An 18083-nucleotide genomic window follows, 5' to 3' on the forward strand; every position below is an offset into this window, starting at 1 on the left:
TAACAGCTATCCTGGTGTTTTCCCTTAGATATCAAATTGGTATCAAGGAAATCTATCGGTAATGCGTTCGAAATTATTGGCGCATTACTTTTTATCGCAGACCCTACAACCTTGCCAGGCTAAAACCTGAGATAAATCTTTAGGTAATAGCCGTAACAGGTTCTTCGATCTGATACATCTCTAACGCATATGGCCCTGACCCATAAGGATCAGAAAGCCAGGCGGTTAAGGGAGGGCAGCGTATGTTGAGATACAATTATCCAGACTGCGCACCCGGCATTGTAAAGCAATCATCAAAAACTTGATGGATTAAAAGTTGCTATATTCTCACGCTACTATTAAGAAACCCTTAAGCTTAAAGGCAACAAAAATGCTGATTATGCCACCTGAAACACCTGCATAGTCGGTGCAAAGTCCGCTGAACATTATCCTGACATACTGTCGATTAATTTTTAAGCCCAAAAGCGATTATTCTTATCAGTAAAATAAGATTTTATTGGCCAACCCCCATCACATCAGCATTCCGCCATAAGAATTTATCATTTCTTACACACTTATTCCTGGAGCAGGAACCCAGGGAACGACAATCGCACCTCAGGCATCTATCAAGCCATTATGTCACGGTGGTTAATTATTATACAGCCAGTGAAGTTTTTTTGGACAATAACTGTATGCATCAATGCACTATACTTAACCAAATACTGCCAAAAAAGTTTTGCCTCATATGAATAAACCCGCTGATTTTATCCCCCTCCGGCCCTTGGTTTACGCCATATGCGCCGATCGGCACGATTAAATATTTATGATATTAATTAACCACTAAACAACCATACTTCCCTTTGACCTTGTCCGGCCCGGTTCATTCATATGGATTTGTTGGATATCGCGGGCTAAAGCCGTTCAGCACCCTTCAAAAGTGCCGGTGACAGGAGTACATTGTGCAGGTTTTAATTTTCCACGGCAGGAATGCGGCTCTGAGAGTTTAAGGCGAGAAAAATGAACCCAATTAATAAGTCCGATAAGCTGGATAATGTGTGTTACGACATTCGTGGTCCGGTACTGAAAGAAGCAAAACGTCTGGAAGAAGAAGGCAATAAAGTCCTTAAGCTGAACATCGGCAACCCGGCCCCCTTTGGTTTCGAGGCGCCTGACGAAATCCTTGTCGATGTCATCCGTAACCTGCCCAGCGCGCAGGGCTACTGTGATTCAAAAGGCCTGTACTCGGCGCGTAAGGCGATTGTGCAACACTATCAGGCGCGCGATATGCGGGACATGACCGTTGAAGATGTCTATATCGGCAACGGCGTCTCCGAGCTTATCGTGCAGTCAATGCAGGCGCTGTTGAACAGCGGTGATGAAATGCTGGTGCCTGCGCCCGATTATCCGCTTTGGACCGCGGCGGTTTCGCTCTCAAGTGGTAAGGCGGTGCACTATCTTTGCGATGAATCGGCCGGCTGGTTCCCCGATCTCGATGATATCCGCAGCAAAATTACGCCGCGCACCCGGGGCATCGTCATTATTAACCCAAACAACCCGACTGGTGCGGTTTATAGCAAAGAACTGCTGATGGAAGTGGTTGAACTTGCGCGTCAGCACGATCTCATTATTTTCGCCGATGAGATCTACGACAAAATTCTTTACGATGCCGCGCAGCATCATTCGATTGCCGCCCTGGCTCCGGACCTGCTGACAGTAACCTTTAACGGCCTGTCCAAAACCTACCGCGTGGCGGGCTTCCGTCAGGGCTGGATGGTGCTTAACGGTCCGAAAAAGCATGCTAAGGGCTATATCGAGGGGCTGGAGATGCTTGCGTCGATGCGTCTTTGCGCCAATGTCCCGGCTCAGCATGCCATTCAGACTGCGCTGGGCGGATACCAGAGTATCAGCGAATTTATCGCTCCTGGCGGCAGGCTGTATGAACAGCGCCAGCGTGCCTGGGAGCTGATCAATGATATTCCGGGCGTCAGCTGCGTGAAGCCAGACGGCGCGCTGTATATGTTTCCGCGCATTGATGCCAAAAAGTTTAATCTGCACGACGATCAGAAAATGGTGCTGGACTTCCTGCTGCAACAGAAAGTTCTGCTGGTACAGGGGACCGCCTTCAACTGGCCATGGCCGGATCACGTGCGTATCGTTACCCTGCCCCACGTAAACGATCTGGAGATGGCGATCGGTAAATTTGGTCGCTTCCTTGAAGGATACCGTCAGTAGGCCGGGGCTGCCATCAGACAGACGCGGTGTCGCCTGACGTGCTTCACATGCTATTCGTCCGCCGAATGCAGTCGGAGGCGCCTCCGGCTGTCGTTAGCCCGAAGAAGTCAGCCGCCTCTACCTTTGCCTGTCCGATCCCTACAGCCCGATTGGCGCAGGGTGTATACTTGCACCGAGGGCCGGGACACTCTGGCTCAGTCGCCAACGCACAGGAAAACCGCCCGATGAGCCAGAGCCATTTTTTTGCCCACCTCTCACGTCTTAAGCTGATTAATCGCTGGCCACTCATGCGTAATGTGCGGACTGAGAATGTGTCTGAACACAGCCTGCAGGTTGCGATGGTGGCCCATGCGCTGGCGGTGATCAAAAATCAAAAATTCGACGGTAATCTGAACGCCGAGCGTATCGCACTGATGGCGATGTATCACGATGCCAGCGAAGTCCTGACCGGCGATTTGCCGACGCCAGTGAAGTATTACAACGCGCAGATCGCCCACGAATACAAAAAAATCGAGAAAATTGCCCAGCTGAAGCTGATTGATATGCTGCCGGAAGAGCTGCAGGCCGCCTACCGCCCACTGCTGGATGAACACCAGCACAGTGAAGAGGAGACGGCGATTGTTAAGCAGGCTGACGCGCTGTGCGCTTACCTCAAATGTCTGGAAGAGCTGTCGGCGGGAAATCACGAATTTCAGCTGGCTAAGGCGCGGCTGGAAAAAACGCTGACGGCGCGTCACAGCCCGGAGATGGACTATTTTGTCGAAGTCTTCGTACCCAGTTTCAGCCTCTCTCTTGATGAGATAAGCCAGGAATCTCTTTAATAAAGCCTGCCGGGTATGAAAAGGAGGCGGCGGCTAACGCGCTAAAAAGGAAACAGCACCGGCACCATCACTACGCTGACCACCATAATCAGCAGGGTAAAGGGGACGCCGACCTTCACAAAGTCACTGAATTTGTAGCCTCCCGGGCCAAGAACCAGCGTATTGACCGGTGAAGAGACCGGGGTCATAAAGGCAGCCGAGGCCGCCACCGCCACGATTAACGTAAAGGGATAAGGTGAAACGCCCATCTGATGAGCGGCAGCCACTCCAATTGGGGCCATAAGCACCGCCGTGGCGGTGTTAGAGATAAATAAACCAATGGTTGCACAGAGTGCGAACAGGCAAAGCAGCATCATATGTGGGCTGCGCCCTCCCGCAATGCCCATCAGCCCATCTACGATAAGCGTTACACCACCCGTTTTTTGCAGGGCCAGCGCAAACGGCATCATCCCAACAATCAGAATGATGCTGGGCCAGTGAATGGCCCGGTAGGCGCTCTCCATATCGATGCAGCGGAATTTCCCCATAAGCAGGCAGGCAATCAGCGCCGCTATCGCGTTGGGGATCTCGTCGGTGAGCATCATCGCCACCATCAGCGCCAGAGAAAAAATCGCGTGGGGGGCCTGACTGTGAGCGGGGGCAACGTCGTCAATCTCAGCGGGCAGGTTGAGCATAACCACATCACGCGTTTGCTGCTGTAACAGGCGAATCTTCTTCCAGTCGCCGATCACCAGCAGGATGTCCCCCTGCTCCAGCGGTAAGTCAATCACCGAACCTTCATAGAGCTGACCCCGGCGGCGCAATCCCACTACGCTGGTGTCATAGCGGGTACGGAACGTGATTTCACGCAGCGTTTTTCCCGCCAGCGTCGAGTCCGGCACGATCAGCACCTCGGCCAGCCCTACGTCCTGCGCACGATCTGAAAAGTAATCTCCCCGCAGGATCTTTGGCTCAAGCCGCTGTTCGCGTAAAAACTCGCGTAAATCGGTACCGGTAGCGGAGATATCAACAAGCAAAATGTCCTGCGCCCGAAATTCGGTGGTTCCGCTGACGGGAACCATCACCCGACGAAACTTGCGCCAGCGTTCCAGCCCGACCACGTTAATACCGTAGCGCTCACGAAGCTTTAAATCATCCACCCGCTGGCCAATCAGCGGCGAACCGGCCCGAACTGCCAGCCTTCTGGCGCGCCCACTCAGCTTATAGTCGCGGATGAGGTCCTGCCAGCTGCGCCGGGGGTGCCGCATGGCCTCACTCTCACTCTGCGGAGTCACCAGCCAGAAGCGCGCGATCAGCATATAGCCGATGCCCAGCATCAGGGCGACCAGCCCGATGGGCGTGACGTCAAAGAAGCCGAAGCCTTTGAGCCCCTCCCTGACCAGCTCGCTGTTAACCACCAGGTTTGGCGGCGTTGCAACCAGCGTCAGCATGCCGCTAATCAGCCCGGCAAAACTCAGCGGCATCATCAGGCGGCCAGGCGATCGCTTCATCTTCGCCGCCACGCTGAGCACTACGGGAATAAAAATCGCCACTACGCCGGTCGAGCTCATGATTGCGCCCAGCCCTGCCACCGTGAGCATCAGCAGCACCAGCATGCGGGTTTCACTGCTTCCGGCCATTTTTATCAGCCAGTCGCCCATTTTAATCGCTACCCCGGTGCGCACCAGGCCAGCGCCAATCACAAAGAGCGCAGCAATCAGTATCACGTTAGGATCGCTGAAACCCAGGGTCGCTTCCTGGAGCGTCAGCGTGCCGCTGAGGACAAACGCAACGATGACCAACAGCGCGACGACATCCATGCGCAATCGGCCACTGGCGAATAACAGCACGGCCACCAGCAATAAACCGATTACCCAGATAAGCTCTTTATTCACGGCAACCCTCTGTACGTTAACGGGAACTGTACAGATTGTGGCATAAAAAAACCCCGCATAAGCGGGGTTAAATCATCTCTTAGTGCTTTCGGTGTACATCAATGCTGCCGTCAGGGTTCTTATGCACAATCAGCTCTTCAAGGGAGCTGAGCTGCATATCGACATCTTCCAGTCGCGGCGCGCCCGCAGGCGGATTGACCGCAAGCACATGGCAGCCTGCTGCCAGTCCCGAGAGAATACCGGCGGCGGCATCTTCGACAACGACACACTCTTCCGGCTCCAGATCGAGCAGCTGAGCGCCCAGCAGATACGCATCCGGCTCAGGCTTGCCATTCTGCACCCGCTCGGCGGTGACCAGCACTTCCGGCTCGGGCAGCCCCGCCGCCTTACGTCGGGCCGATGCCACCGGCAATGAGCCTGATGTCACAATCGCCCAGGGAATGTCCAGTTCGTCCAGCGTAGCCAGAAGCTGCATGGCACCCGGCAGGGCGGTGATCCCGTCGGTATCCTCAGCCTCACTCTTTTCCAGAGCAAAAAATTCCTGCTGAATCGCCTCGTCCGACGCCCCGGCCATAAAATGGCGCAGTGAGGTAATTGCCTGCTTGCCGTGAATAAAATTCAGCACGTCATCCGCTGCAATACCGTGACGCGATGCCCAGCCTGTCCAGGCGCGTTCGACCACCGGAAGTGAATCCACCAGCGTGCCGTCCAGATCAAACAGAAAACCTTTACACTTCACTACGCTCTTCCTTACCCAACTCAGGCGTTGATGATTTGCGCGATCTCATTCGCACTCAAATGGTACTGCCTTGGACAAGTGTGCCACACAGTCAGCATCCGTTGGTACTTTTCCCACATCGGCGTCTGGGCATTAAAGCCGTGAAGGCTGGAATCAAAGTGCGTATAACGCCCCTCCACGTGCACCATAAACCGCACATAGCCAAGCAACTGCGCCTCGGTGGCCGCGTCAAAACCATGAAACATCAGTCGGCGCGCTTCAATAACGCTGGGATCTTTCAGATTAGTCCAGGAAACGTGCAGTGCGTGATGCATCTCCATAATATCAATCAGCGTTCGGCACTGGGCTTCGCTCAGCGCACCGAACTCACGATCCAGCTCGCGCATTTGCAAACCGTAGCCGCGCTCGATGATTGTCTGCTGACGGCGATAGCTCTCAGCGTTATCCGGGTCGAGCATGCTCATGATTTTATACTGATTAGCGAGGATCAAGCGCTGAGGGGCGGTCATTTCCATTATGAACTCCTGCATCGGGGTAGAGAAACTGAAATCGGAAGAATGACTCAGGATCGCATAACCCGCCTGCAGGCGGTATGGCAAGGTGACGGTTCTTTGATTCAGGCCGGGTTTTTCGTGGCTTTAAGGCGTTAACCCCGCCATTGCATCAAAGATCGTCCAGAAAGGTTTTATCAAGCTGTCTGAAGGCCCGCTTCAACACGTCGGCCAGCGACTGATAGGTCGGTTTACCCTCAACGGGTGCGATGGCCTGTCCGGCAGCCTGCAATTTTTCACGAACCTCGTGGAACCAGCTCAGCAATGCAGGCGGCAGTGGCGTAACAGAGCGCTTGCCCAGCCACCATAGTCCCTGCATAGGCAGGCTACAGGCAAACAGGGCGGTCGCAATGGCCGGTCCCAGCTGCCCCCCGAGGGCAATTTGCCAGGTCAGAGAGAAGATAGCCAGCGGCGGCATAAAGCGAATGGCGAAACGCGTTGCGCGAGTGACTCTATTCTCAGGAAACATTGGGGCGAGGCGCTTATCGACTGGCCACGTCTTCATATAATACTGCCCGTTCTGGAACAGTTTAAACCAACCGACGCTGCCTGATTCATTAGCCATAGCTGACCTCAATTCTGAAGAGATAAAATTAATAACACGCTTAAACAACTTTACACGACATTTTTCAAAAAATTTTGTCTTTAAAGGGCTCTCTGGTTATCCTGTGCGCATTTGTTGACTACCTGTTGCAGGGTTGCTGCCGCCTGACAGGCTTATGTGCACTTAAGCGGCAACAATCAAAAAATCGCGTAAATTTTCTGAGATTTTTTTGCTTTCGGACAAAATTTTCCAGGAGCATATTGTTCATCATTAATGTCCTGCTTTCATGCGTCACGCTGATAGCCCGATCGCGTTTTTTTCGCCACTTTTAACTAATAGGACCTTCCATGTCGAGTAAGTTAGTTCTGGTTCTGAACTGCGGCAGTTCTTCGCTTAAGTTTGCCATCATCGATCCTGCAAGCGGTGAAGAGTACCTCTCCGGTTTAGCCGAATGTTTCCACCTGCCCGAAGCACGCATCAAGTGGAAGATCGAAGAGGGCAAACAGGAAGCCACGCTGGGGGCAGGTGCCGCGCACAGCGAAGCCCTCAACTTCATCGTTAAAACTATTCTGGCACAAAAAACCGCCCTGTCAGCACAAATTACTGCAATCGGCCATCGCATTGTTCACGGTGGCGAAAAACTCACGCACTCGGTCATTATCGATCGTGATGTGATTCAGGGTATTAAAGATGCCTCTTCCTTCGCTCCGCTGCACAACCCGGCGCACCTGATCGGCATTGAGGAGGCGATGAAAAACTTCCCGCACCTCTCTGATAAGAATGTCGCGGTTTTTGATACCGCTTTCCATCAGACAATGCCTGAAGAGTCCTATCTCTATGCCCTGCCCTACTCACTCTATAAAGAGCACGGCATCCGACGCTACGGCGCGCACGGTACCAGCCACTACTACGTCACTCAGGAAGCAGCCAAAAAGCTGAACAAGCCGGTCGATGAGCTGAATATTATCACCTGTCACTTGGGCAACGGCGGCTCCGTCTCCGCCATTCGTAACGGTAAGTGCGTGGATACCTCCATGGGCCTGACGCCGCTCGAAGGCCTGGTGATGGGCACCCGCTCCGGTGATATCGATCCCGCCATTATCTTCTTCCTGTACGATACGCTGGGCATGAGCGTTGACGCGATTAATAAGATGCTGACTAAAGAGTCGGGCCTGCTTGGCCTGACGGGCGTGACCAGCGACTGTCGCTATGTGGAAGATAACTACCAGGTGAAAGAGGATGCCAAACGGGCGATGGATGTTTACTGCCACCGTCTCGCCAAATATATCGGTTCCTATACCGCGCTGATGGAAGGTCGACTGGATGCAGTAATCTTTACCGGCGGCATCGGCGAAAATGCCGCGATGGTGCGCGAGCTGTCGCTGGCGAAGCTGAGCCTGCTGGGCTTTGAAGTCGATCATGAGCGCAATCTGGCCGCGCGTTTTGGTAAATCCGGCTTTATCAGCAAAGACGGCACCCGGCCTGCTCTGGTTATTCCAACCAATGAAGAGCTGGTCATCGCCCGTGATGCCAGCCGTCTCACCGCATAAGCACGTCTTCCGCCAGCGCAGCTGGCGGCATTAGTTTTGACACTAACAACTACATACCCGGTATAACGGGAGCTGTGGCAGAGAGAAGTCTCGGCTTGCTGACCCTGAAGCAAGCGCCGCCTGCCGCCGCTATAAAAGGTTAACAAGAGAGGTTTATCGTGTCTCGTACCATTATGTTGATTCCTACCGGCACCAGCGTCGGCCTCACCAGTATTAGTCTCGGCGTAATCCGGGCCATGGAACGCAAAGGCGTTCGTCTCAGCGTGTTTAAACCTATCGCTCAGCCGCGCACCGGTGGTGATGCCCACGACCAGACGACCCTTATTATCCGAAAAAACTCGTCTATCCCTGCTGCCGAGCCGCTACAGATGAGCCGCGTCGAATCGCTGCTGGGCACCAATCAGCAGGATGTGCTGATGGAAGAGATCATCAAGCGATACCATGAAAATACGAAAGATGCCGAAGTGGTGCTGGTTGAAGGGCTGGTCCCGACCCGCAAACATCAGTTTGCCTCCGCGCTGAACTATGAAATAGCTAAAACGCTGAACGCCGAAATCGTTTTTGTTATGTCGCTGGGCAACGATTCGCCAGCGCAGTTAAAAGAGCGCATTGAACTGACGCAAAGCAGCTTTGGCGGCAGCAAAAATAAAAGCATCACCGGCGTGATCATTAACAAGCTGAACGCCCCGGTTGACGATCAGGGACGTACCCGCCCCGATCTTTCTGAAATTTTTGATGATTCCACCAAGGCCAGCGTCGCCAATATCGATCCGAAGCAGCTGTTTGCCAACAGCCCCCTGCCGGTACTGGGCTGCGTCCCCTGGAGTTTCGATCTGATCGCGACGCGCGCGATTGATATGTGCCGTCATCTGAATGCCGATGTGATTAATGAAGGTGATATCCAGACCCGACGCGTCAAATCGGTGACCTTCTGCGCGCGCAGCCTGCCACATATGCTGGAGCATTTCCGTCCCGGCTCTCTGCTGGTGACCTCAGCAGACCGTCCCGACGTGCTGGTCGCCGCCTGTCTGGCCGCGATGAACGGCGTGGAAATTGGTGCCGTACTGCTGACCGGTGGCTATCAGATTGACGAGCCGATCCGTAAGCTTTGCGAACGTGCTTTTGCCACCGGCCTGCCGGTGTTTATGGTGAAAACCAATACCTGGCAGACCTCACTAAGCCTGCAAAGTTTTAATCTTGAAGTGCCTGCCGACGATACCCAGCGCATCGAGCGCGTGCAGGAATATGTCGCCAGCCACATTGATGCCGAATGGATTGACTCGCTGACGGCAACCTCCGAACGTAGCCGTCGCCTCTCACCTCCGGCTTTCCGCTATCAGCTGACCGAGCTGGCGCGCGAGGCGGGCAAGCGCATTGTCCTGCCGGAAGGTGACGAACCGCGCACGGTTAAAGCGGCAGCTATCTGCGCCGCACGTGGCATCGCGACCTGTATCCTGCTGGGTAATCCGGATGAGATCCAGCGCGTGGCGGCCGTTCAGGGCGTTGAGCTGGGCAAGGGGATCGAGATTGTTGACCCGGATGCCGTGCGGGAGAATTACGTACCGCGCCTGGTCGAGCTGCGTAAAAGCAAGGGCATGACGGAAGTCGTCGCTCAGGAGCAGCTTGAAGACAACGTGATGCTCGGTACTATGATGCTGGAGCGGGGAGAAGTTGACGGCCTGGTTTCGGGTGCGGTACACACCACGGCGAATACTATCCGTCCGCCGCTACAGTTAATTAAGACCGCCCCGAACAGCTCGCTGGTCTCTTCGATCTTCTTTATGCTGCTGCCTGAACAGGTACTGGTATATGGCGACTGTGCAATCAATCCGGATCCTAATCCGGAGCAACTGGCAGAAATTGCCATTCAGTCCGCAGATTCCGCCACCGCCTTTGGCATCGAGCCTCGTGTGGCGATGATCTCCTACTCTACCGGCAACTCCGGCGCGGGCAGCGACGTTGAGAAAGTGCGCGAAGCAACGCGCATTGCCAAGGAGAAGCGTCCCGATCTCATTATTGACGGTCCGTTGCAATACGATGCAGCTATTATGGCTGACGTGGCGAAATCCAAAGCGCCAGATTCTCCGGTCGCAGGTCGGGCAACCGTGTTCATCTTCCCGGATTTGAACACCGGTAATACCACCTACAAAGCCGTGCAGCGCTCTGCCGATCTGATCTCAATCGGGCCAATGCTTCAGGGAATGCGCAAGCCGGTCAACGATTTGTCACGTGGCGCGCTGGTTGACGATATCGTTTATACCATTGCGCTGACTGCGATCCAGTCAAAGCAGGCTGAAGGCTAATCGGATCTGAGTTTTCTATGGCGGGGCATTTTCGACCCGCCTTTTATTAAAAAGCATGCTTAGCCGATGAGTGAACTTTTAGCGGCAAAAAGGCGATCTTAGTCCCAAAACACCCCTAAGAACATTCCATAATCCTATATTTTCGCCTGAGACATTCATCTCCCTAAAGTCATTTCCTCATCCAACCTTCCATTAACTCAATAATTCCCAACAAGAATTTAATTTTTTATTTTTTTTCTGGTAGAAACAACCGATTGCGACCAGGCTTATCACCAGCAGGGCGTATTAGATAAAGTCATTAATAACGATGTTTGATTATGGCATCGAATAACTATCCGACTAAGGGAGACTTCGCAATGAGTGATACTCAAATCCATCCGGTTTACAGTGAATTAAACACGGGTATACCGCTTAAGCGTATTTCGTGGAGCGCCGTTTTTGCAGGCGTTATCATTTCCATCGTTATTTATTTGTTACTCACCATTTTAGGTACGGCAATTGGTGCTACGACAATTGACCCGCTTAAAGAACAAAATCCAGTGGACGGTCTCGGTAAAGGCGCGTTGATCTGGACCGGCCTTTCAATGCTTATTTCTATTGCAGCGGGTGCATTTATTACCGGTCGACTGGCCCAGCGTGAAGGCGCGCTGCACGGCGTGCTGATGTGGGCAGTTAACACGCTGATTTGCGTCTGGCTGGTGGTATCGGTATTAAGCAGCGCGGTAAGCGGCACGGCCAGCGTTATTGGTTCTGGCTTCAGCTTACTGGGTAATGGTATTTCTGCCGTTGCGCCTTCTGTCACTCAGGCAGCAAAGGATAAGCTACAGGAAAATAATATCGATCTTAACAGTATCCAGAATGAGCTTGAAACCACGCTGCGCCAGACCGGTAAACCCGAACTGCAGCCTGAAAATCTCAAGCAGGATGCCAACAATGAGAAAAATCACGCACAGAACCAGGCTGAAAATACCGCTACGCATCAGCAGTCAGCGGATACTGATTTAGCCAACTGGTTCCAGGGCGTTATTCAGCGCAATCAGTCAACGCTTCAGGCTGCTGACCTTGATGCACTGAAAAATATTATTAAAGCACGTACAGGCAAAAGCGATCAGGAAGTCGATCAGATCGTTGCCCAGACGCAGCAGAGTTATCAGCAGGCGTATCAGAAATATGAAGAGTTGAAGAAACAGGCTGAGCAGAAAGCGCGTGAAGCCGGTGATAAAGCAGCCTCTGCCACGGCTAAAGCCAGCTGGGTGACACTTATCATTCTGCTGATTGAAGCCGTTATCGCAGGTTTCCTGGGCAAGGCCGGTCGTAAAAGCCAGCCGCATCAGGTTAATCAGGTAAATGTGCATTAATTAATATCGTTATCCGCATTACCCGAAGGGCCAGCCAGCGAGCTGGCCCTTTTTGCATTTGAGCAGGCTGAGGGAATTATGGCGCGGGAAGGTTTGCGGGTAGGGCCAGTCGCGGGAAGGTTGTAGGGGTCGCCTACGGGTGGGGCCCGGTGCCTGGCGGTCCTCGCGCCGCGCGTTGCGCGGTTCCTTCGCTCCGTTCGTCGACCTTTCGGACCGGGCATGACGGGACGTCCCTGTCCCGGCATGCCCTTGTGCCAGCATCCCTGCTGGCCCATCCGGGTCTTCCTCTCTCCACTCAGCGCTGCGGATTGCCTGTCCCCGGGCCCCACCCGCCTGCTCCTCTTGCATTGTGCTGGCTGCGGGTAAGAGCGGTTCCGGGGGTAACATAAACTCTTTCGGCAGGTTTGGAAGAGGAAGAACTCTGCAAATAAGAAAACTTCTGTGCTAAAAATTCAGTGCCATTGGCTGGGCAGGCGCTATCAAAAGCACATTACCGGATTACCTGCTAGTGGGCCGGGCGGGCTACAAAGCCTGAGCGCTATTAGGGCTTAACTGGAAGTCGTGCTGATGATACCTGCGGAGACTAAAGGGTTTTACTAAAAGCAACTCAGCAGCCTGAGAGGTGGACAATCCCTGCGGGTGACGGGCATTCCGCAGCGCTGCGGCGAAGATGTAAGGCCAGGCGAGGGCAGCAGGGATGCTGCACTCAGGGAGTGGCGGGCAGGACGCCCGCTCGCGACCGGGCCGTCCGGCCTGGAGCCGGAGCCAAAGGCACCACGTAACGCGTGGCGTGAGGACGCCCGGCGAACGCTGGGATTGTCCACCGGCATCGCAGGTATTGCAGCCTGCACAACTTACCAGGTAACCAGCGGGGTGGCGGAATGCCTGTCACCGGGCCCCCATCCGTTGCTGCTTTAACATTGTGCTGGCTGCGGGTAAAAGCAACTCAAAAACCTGAGAGGTGGACAATCCCTGCGGTTGACGGGCATTCCGCAGCGCTGCGGCGAAGACGTAAGGCCAGGCGAGGGCAGCAGGGATGCTGCTCTCAGGGAGCGGCGGGCAGGACGCCCGCTCGCGACCGGGCCGTCCGGGCCGGAGCCGGAGCCAAAGGCACCACGTAACGCGTGGCGTGAGGACGCCCGGCGAACGCTGGGATTGTCCACCGGCTTCGCAGGTATTGCAGCCCAAACAACTAACCAGCCAACGCTGGGATTGTCCACCGGCATCGCAGGTATTGCAGCCCAAACAACTAACCGGCAAACGCTGGGATTGCCCACCGAAACAGCGGGTATGCAACTTGCGCGTCCAGGAGTTAAGCCCGGTCAATGCCGGATTGTCCACCGACACAGCGTCTACCGCTATGCTTGTGCTTGCGACAGGGTACGTCCCTGCTCGTTATTACGGCTCAACCAAAGTGACAAAGCTTTTAAAGAATCATCGGTAAACTCGTCGCAGCGGGCGGTTATCTCTTCCGGCGTCATCCAGAAAACTTCATCAACTTCCTCTTCCTGCATCGCAAAAGGCCCGTGCGACACGCAGCTGAACAGCCCTCCCCATACCCGGCAGTGCTGATCCTCAAAGTAAAACAGACCATGCTCGGCGAAAGGAACGGCGGCAATACCCAGCTCTTCTTCGGCTTCGCGTCTGGCCGACTCAAGCATCTCCTCCCCGCTCTGCACCACCCCACCGGCAGTTGCATCAAGCATACCCGGCATAAAATCTTTGCTCTCGGTACGACGCTGCACCAGAATTTTTCCCATCCCATCGTGTACCACAATATAGGTTGCGCGATGGCGCAAACACTGTGCCCGCATCTGCGCACGGCTGGACTGTGCAATAACCTCGTTATCTTCGTTAACGATATCTACCCATTCCGTGCCGCGATCTTGCTCGACCATCCGTAACCCTTATTCGTTCTGGCGCTTTGCGCTCGTTGATTCGTGCCCGCGCAGTTTGCCACGAGCGACCAAAAATTAATAATCCTTCGATGTCCTTAACCGGCGTTTTTTAATGATTGTGACAGCCAGAGTTGAACGGACGCGCGTTGCCACTGAAAATGGGCGTAATCAACCAGACGATCTGGCACCGGATCACCGTGAAGCGCCAGACGATTAATCATCACAGCCACATCCGTATCCACAATTGACCATTCCCCAAACAGATTCTGCTGACCTGCTACCAGTAAACGTCCGACGCCTGAAAAAAGCCTGTTGGCCGAGATCGTTGCAGCCTCGCTGAGAGGCGGGAATTTTTCAGCAGCAAAAAGCACTTCCGTCGGTCGCTCCTGCCGCAGAGGTAAGAAATCGCTGCGCAGCCAGGCCTGGATTTCGCGGGCCCTGGCACACTGTTCACGGTTGCCCGGATACAGGCGCTCAAACTCTGGCGCAGGGAAACGCGCTTCCAGATACTCTTCGATGGCAGAGGACTCGGAAAGCACAAAGTCATCGATCTGTAACGCCGGAACACGGTGAGTCAGCGAAATATCACCCCATGCGGCAGAGAGATGCTCGCCGCTCGCCAGGTCAATACGCCGGGTGGTAAAGGGCACGCCTTTTTCACTGAGTGCAACGAAAACGGACATCACATAGGGGCTAAAAAAACAGGCATCTGACCACAACGTTACGTTAGGGTAATTCATTCCCGGCTCCGGAGAAGATCGCGTGTGCATTCTGTTTACCCATTTTTTTACTGGAAGGCAATCGTGATCGGTGGGAATACCACGCAGAAAAAAAGAGAAATTCAAACCTGTGACGCTCTCTGCTCAAAAAGGATGTGCTTTACTGCACCCTGTGTCAGATTCACCTAAGCTAATAGCAGGCTGTTAGATGATTAACACCACTCTAAAAGGACATTCAGCATGCACATTTTACTGACGGGCGGTACCGGCCTGATTGGCAGCCATCTTATCCCCCGCCTGTTACAGCGCGGCGACAGCGTCAGCGTGGTCACCCGTAATGTGGCCAGCGCACGCAGCAAGCTGGACGAGCGGGTCAACCTGTGGTCAGGGCTGGAGCAGCAGCGCGATCTTAACGCCGTTGACGCCGTTATCAATCTGGCGGGCGAACCCATCGCCGATAAGCGCTGGAGCGACACGCAGAAGCAGCGGCTGTGTGAAAGCCGCTGGCAGATAACCGAGCGCCTTACTGCCCTGATACATGCCAGCAGTACACCGCCCTCGGTATTTATCTCCGGTTCCGCCACCGGCTACTACGGTGATGCTGGCGATGTGGTACTGACCGAAGATGATCCCGGTCACGACGAATTTACACACCAGCTCTGCGCGCGCTGGGAGTCGCTGGCGCTGGCGGCAGAAAGTGACCAGACGCGCGTCTGCCTGCTGCGTACCGGCGTGGTACTGGCGAAAGAGGGCGGCGCCCTGAGCAAAATGAAGCTGCCCTTTAAGCTGGGTATAGGCGGGCCGATCGGCACCGGTAAGCAGTATATGCCGTGGATCCACCTTGAGGATATGCTAAGCGCTATTCTCTGGCTGTTGGATAGCAGCAGCCTGCGCGGTCCGTTCAATATGGTTGCTCCCTACGCGGTGCGCAACGAACAGTTTGCCGCTACCCTGGGAGAAGCAATGCACCGCCCGGCCTTTATGCGTACCCCGGCCAGCGCGATAAAGCTGATGATGGGAGAGTCATCGGTATTGGTACTCGGTGGTCAGCACGTGCTACCGAAGCGGCTGGAGGAATCGGGATTTGATTTCCGCTGGTATCAGCTGGATGAGGCGCTTAAGAATGTGGTCTGAACCACAGGGACCGCGACCTGAACGGTAACACCGTATCAGCCGACATACGCACACATACTGGCCCCAGGCGTCAGGATGCCTGTTTTCGTCGCTATGCGATAACCGCGCCGCATTCCGTATCATCCCGGCGCGCGGCGCGGAGGATCCTGTTAACTTTCAGCTAACACCGTTACCTCAGAGCGAAACCCGTCTACTTCAGCACCCCGGAGAGAAACTGCTGCAGGCGCGGGCTTTTGGGATTATTGAACAGCTCGTCCGGCGGCCCCTCCTCCTCTATTTTTCCCTGATGCAGGAAAATCACATGGCTTGAGACGTGACGGGCGAACTCCATTTCGTGGGTGACAACCACCATGGTTTTGCCCTCCTCCGCCAGCTTCTGCATAATCCGTAGCACCTCGCCCACCAGCTCCGGGTCGAGCGCCGAGGTCGGTTCATCAAACAGCAGCACCTCTGGCTCCATCGCCAGCGCACGCGCAATGGACACGCGCTGCTGCTGGCCGCCCGACAGGTGGACCGGATATTTCGCCCGGGCGCGCTCGTCAATCCCGACCTTCTCCAGATAACGGATGGCACGATCGTGCGCGTCGGCCTTGCTCAGCCCGAGAACCTGCATCGGCGCTTCCATAACGTTTTGCAGCACCGTCATGTGACTCCACAGGTTAAAGTGCTGAAACACCATGGTCAGACTAGTGCGCAGCGCCCGCAGCTGCTCCTTATTGGACACTTTAAGCTGACCGTCGGTATCGCGCACCAGGTTAATGGTCTGGTTATTAACAGAAAGCGTCCCTTCGCTGGGTTTCTCCAGAAAATTAATACAGCGCAGGAAGGTACTTTTTCCCGACCCCGATGAACCGATAATACTGATCACATCACCGGCGTCAGCCCGCAGTGATACGCCCTTCAGCACCTCATGCTCACCGTAGCGCTTATGCAGTTCAGTTACGTTTAATTTATTTTCGGCCATAGTTTTGCTCAATGAGTCGATGAGGGTTTAACGTGCGCCAGCCAGCGTTTCTCCGCCATGCGGAACAGACTAATCAACACATACGAGATAATCAGGTAGAGGATGGCGGCAATGCCAAACGCCACGAACGGCTGATAGGTGGCGGAGTTAATATCCCGCGCTACCTTCAGCAGGTCCGGTACGGTCGCGGTAAAAGCCAGCGCCGTGGAGTGCAGCATCAGGATCACTTCATTACTGTAGGCCGGCAGCGCGGTGCGCAGTGCGGAGGGCAGAATAATGCAGCGATAGAGTTTAAAAGGAGAAAAGCCATAAGCGCGGGCCGCTTCAATTTCACCATAAGGGACGGCACGGATCGCACCGGCGAAGATCTCGGTGGTATAGGCACAGGTGTTCAGCGTCAGTGCCAGCAGCGTACAGTTCAGCCCGCTGCGGAAGAACGCGTTAAGCAATTCGTTGCCCTTCACCACTTCAAGCGTGTACATACCGGAATAGAAGATCAGCAGTTGAACATAGAGCGGCGTGCCGCGAAAAATATAGGTAAACAGCCAAACCGGAAAGCGCACCGCCCTGATGGGGGAAACGCGGGCAATGGCCAGCAGTACTGCCAGACATCCACCCAGCACAACGGAAATAATCAGCAGCCACAGGGTAATCGCCACGCCGGAAAAGCGATAACCGTCCGTCCACAGCAGGGCTTTCCAGTATTCCTGAATAATATCGATCATAAGTCAGCCCTTTTTACACCCACCGAATACCGGCGTTCCAGCCACCACAACACGCCGTTAGAGAGCGTGGTAAATATCAGATAGATAATGCCGGCCACGATGGCAAACCAAAACGGCTGCCAGGTGCTTTTTCCCGCCAGCTGCGTTGCCTTAACCACATCTTCCAGCCCCAGTAATGAAACCAGCGCCGTTGCTTTGAGGATTACCTGCCAGTTATTACCTATACCGGGCAGCGCATAACGCATCATCGCCGGGAACAAAATGCGGCGGAAAGTCTGTGAAGAGGAGAAGCCGAACGCCGTCGCTGCTTCCACCTGCCCTTTTGGCACCGCCATCCAGGCCCCGCGAAAGGTCTCGGTAAAGTACGCGCCATAGATGAAACCGAGCGTAATAATACCGGCCACCATCGGATCGATATCAAACTGGCTAAGCCCCAGCAGGTCGGTAAGCTGGTTAAGGGCAATTTGCAGGCCGTAAAAAATCAGCAGCATCAGAACCAGATCGGGCACACCGCGAATTAAAGTGGTGTAGCCTTCAAAGATTATCCGCAGTGGACGATTAGAGGAGAGTTTGGCGCCCGCACCAACTAAACCGAGGATGACCGACAGCAGCACCGAGCTGAGAGCCAGCTCAAGCGTAACCAACGCGCCCCTGAAAATGACATCAGAATATCCATACAGCATAAGCATTTC

16 protein-coding genes are annotated in these 18083 nt (G+C 54.4%); 7 read left to right on the forward strand and 9 right to left on the reverse strand.

The genetic code is table 11. From position 1 onward, the window contains the following. Positions 1 to 996: 996 nt before the first annotated feature. The gene (locus A1830_RS10995) at positions 997 to 2211 is read left to right on the forward strand and encodes a pyridoxal phosphate-dependent aminotransferase (RefSeq protein ID WP_067705710.1); all 1215 of its coding nucleotides are present in this window, start codon (positions 997 to 999) and stop codon (positions 2209 to 2211) included. 224 nt (positions 2212 to 2435) lie between these two features. Continuing rightward, positions 2436 to 3032 (forward strand): 5'-deoxynucleotidase, encoded by a 597-nt coding sequence (gene yfbR / locus A1830_RS11000; protein WP_067705712.1) that lies wholly within the window; start codon positions 2436 to 2438, stop codon positions 3030 to 3032. Positions 3033 to 3073: 41 nt separating this feature from the next. Here the strand turns inward: yfbR and A1830_RS11005 are convergent, their stop codons facing one another. The 4 genes from A1830_RS11005 to yfbV form a co-directional block, all read right to left on the reverse strand. Continuing rightward, positions 3074 to 4906 carry an SLC13 family permease gene (locus A1830_RS11005; protein WP_067705714.1) on the reverse strand — a complete coding sequence of 611 codons (1833 nt, stop codon included), beginning with the start codon at positions 4904 to 4906 and terminating at the stop codon, positions 3074 to 3076. Positions 4907 to 4985: 79 nt separating this feature from the next. After that, positions 4986 to 5645, reverse strand: coding sequence for a sugar phosphatase (locus tag A1830_RS11010; protein ID WP_067705716.1), 660 nt, complete (start codon positions 5643 to 5645; stop codon positions 4986 to 4988). Positions 5646 to 5665: 20 nt separating this feature from the next. Then, complete coding sequence (locus A1830_RS11015; RefSeq protein ID WP_067705718.1) at positions 5666 to 6160, reverse strand: YfbU family protein; 495 nt, start codon at positions 6158 to 6160, stop codon at positions 5666 to 5668. A 148-nt stretch (positions 6161 to 6308) separates the two neighbouring features. Continuing rightward, positions 6309 to 6761 carry a terminus macrodomain insulation protein YfbV gene (yfbV, locus tag A1830_RS11020; RefSeq protein WP_067705720.1) on the reverse strand — a complete coding sequence of 151 codons (453 nt, stop codon included), beginning with the start codon at positions 6759 to 6761 and terminating at the stop codon, positions 6309 to 6311. 326 nt (positions 6762 to 7087) lie between these two features. Between yfbV and ackA the strand changes: the two genes are divergently transcribed. From ackA to A1830_RS22635, 4 genes are all read left to right on the forward strand, one after another. Next, positions 7088 to 8290: an acetate kinase gene (gene ackA / locus A1830_RS11025; protein WP_067705721.1), complete on the forward strand. Its 1203-nt coding sequence runs from the start codon at positions 7088 to 7090 to the stop codon at positions 8288 to 8290. 158 nt (positions 8291 to 8448) lie between these two features. Continuing rightward, complete coding sequence (gene pta, locus A1830_RS11030; protein ID WP_197473327.1) at positions 8449 to 10593, forward strand: phosphate acetyltransferase; 2145 nt, start codon at positions 8449 to 8451, stop codon at positions 10591 to 10593. A gap of 356 nt (positions 10594 to 10949) precedes the next feature. After that, positions 10950 to 11951: a TIGR04086 family membrane protein gene (locus A1830_RS11035; protein ID WP_067705725.1), complete on the forward strand. Its 1002-nt coding sequence runs from the start codon at positions 10950 to 10952 to the stop codon at positions 11949 to 11951. Between the two features lie 639 nt (positions 11952 to 12590). Further along, positions 12591 to 12869, forward strand: a complete 279-nt coding sequence (locus A1830_RS22635) for a hypothetical protein (protein WP_156484987.1) — start codon at positions 12591 to 12593, stop codon at positions 12867 to 12869. Positions 12870 to 13309: 440 nt separating this feature from the next. On the opposite strand, the gene yfcD is transcribed toward A1830_RS22635, so the two are convergent. After that, entirely contained in the window at positions 13310 to 13849 is a 540-nt protein-coding gene (gene yfcD / locus A1830_RS11045) for an NUDIX hydrolase YfcD (protein ID WP_067705729.1), read from the reverse strand. 95 nt (positions 13850 to 13944) lie between these two features. Beyond that, positions 13945 to 14589: a glutathione transferase gene (yfcF, locus tag A1830_RS11050; protein ID WP_067705731.1), complete on the reverse strand. Its 645-nt coding sequence runs from the start codon at positions 14587 to 14589 to the stop codon at positions 13945 to 13947. Positions 14590 to 14808: 219 nt separating this feature from the next. Here yfcF and A1830_RS11055 point away from each other — a divergent pair, with 219 nt between their 5' ends. After that, positions 14809 to 15702, forward strand: coding sequence for a TIGR01777 family oxidoreductase (locus tag A1830_RS11055; protein ID WP_067705733.1), 894 nt, complete (start codon positions 14809 to 14811; stop codon positions 15700 to 15702). Between the two features lie 190 nt (positions 15703 to 15892). On the opposite strand, the gene hisP is transcribed toward A1830_RS11055, so the two are convergent. The 3 genes from hisP to A1830_RS11070 are packed head-to-tail and all read right to left on the reverse strand — an operon-like array spanning position 15893 to position 18074. Next, a complete protein-coding gene (hisP, locus tag A1830_RS11060) occupies positions 15893 to 16666 on the reverse strand; it encodes a histidine ABC transporter ATP-binding protein HisP (protein ID WP_067705734.1) in 774 nt (257 codons plus the stop codon). Between the two features lie 8 nt (positions 16667 to 16674). Then, the gene (locus A1830_RS11065) at positions 16675 to 17391 is read right to left on the reverse strand and encodes an ABC transporter permease (RefSeq protein WP_067705735.1); all 717 of its coding nucleotides are present in this window, start codon (positions 17389 to 17391) and stop codon (positions 16675 to 16677) included. Next, positions 17388 to 18074 (reverse strand): histidine ABC transporter permease HisQ, encoded by a 687-nt coding sequence (locus A1830_RS11070; protein WP_067705736.1) that lies wholly within the window; start codon positions 18072 to 18074, stop codon positions 17388 to 17390. The genes A1830_RS11065 and A1830_RS11070 overlap by 4 nt, the downstream gene beginning before the upstream one ends. Positions 18075 to 18083: the final 9 nt, after the last annotated feature.

It is taken from the genome of Erwinia sp. ErVv1 (genome assembly GCF_900068895.1).
Classification (GTDB): Bacteria; Pseudomonadota; Gammaproteobacteria; order Enterobacterales; family Enterobacteriaceae; genus Erwinia.

Excerpts from the sequence above, each read along its gene's own strand:
- ackA (WP_067705721.1), top strand. The coding sequence starts at position 7,088 with ATGTCGAGTAAGTTAGTTCTGGTTCTGAACTGCGGCAGTTCTTCGCTT.
- yfcF (WP_067705731.1), bottom strand. The coding sequence starts at position 14,589 with ATGAATTACCCTAACGTAACGTTGTGGTCAGATGCCTGTTTTTTTAGC.
- A1830_RS11015 (WP_067705718.1), bottom strand. The coding sequence starts at position 6,160 with ATGGAAATGACCGCCCCTCAGCGCTTGATCCTCGCTAATCAGTATAAA.
- hisP (WP_067705734.1), bottom strand. The coding sequence starts at position 16,666 with ATGGCCGAAAATAAATTAAACGTAACTGAACTGCATAAGCGCTACGGT.
- A1830_RS11070 (WP_067705736.1), bottom strand. The coding sequence starts at position 18,074 with ATGCTGTATGGATATTCTGATGTCATTTTCAGGGGCGCGTTGGTTACG.
- yfbR (WP_067705712.1), top strand. The coding sequence starts at position 2,436 with ATGAGCCAGAGCCATTTTTTTGCCCACCTCTCACGTCTTAAGCTGATT.
- A1830_RS11035 (WP_067705725.1), top strand. The coding sequence starts at position 10,950 with ATGAGTGATACTCAAATCCATCCGGTTTACAGTGAATTAAACACGGGT.
- yfbV (WP_067705720.1), bottom strand. The coding sequence starts at position 6,761 with ATGGCTAATGAATCAGGCAGCGTCGGTTGGTTTAAACTGTTCCAGAAC.
- A1830_RS11065 (WP_067705735.1), bottom strand. The coding sequence starts at position 17,391 with ATGATCGATATTATTCAGGAATACTGGAAAGCCCTGCTGTGGACGGAC.
- yfcD (WP_067705729.1), bottom strand. The coding sequence starts at position 13,849 with ATGGTCGAGCAAGATCGCGGCACGGAATGGGTAGATATCGTTAACGAA.
- A1830_RS10995 (WP_067705710.1), top strand. The coding sequence starts at position 997 with ATGAACCCAATTAATAAGTCCGATAAGCTGGATAATGTGTGTTACGAC.
- A1830_RS11055 (WP_067705733.1), top strand. The coding sequence starts at position 14,809 with ATGCACATTTTACTGACGGGCGGTACCGGCCTGATTGGCAGCCATCTT.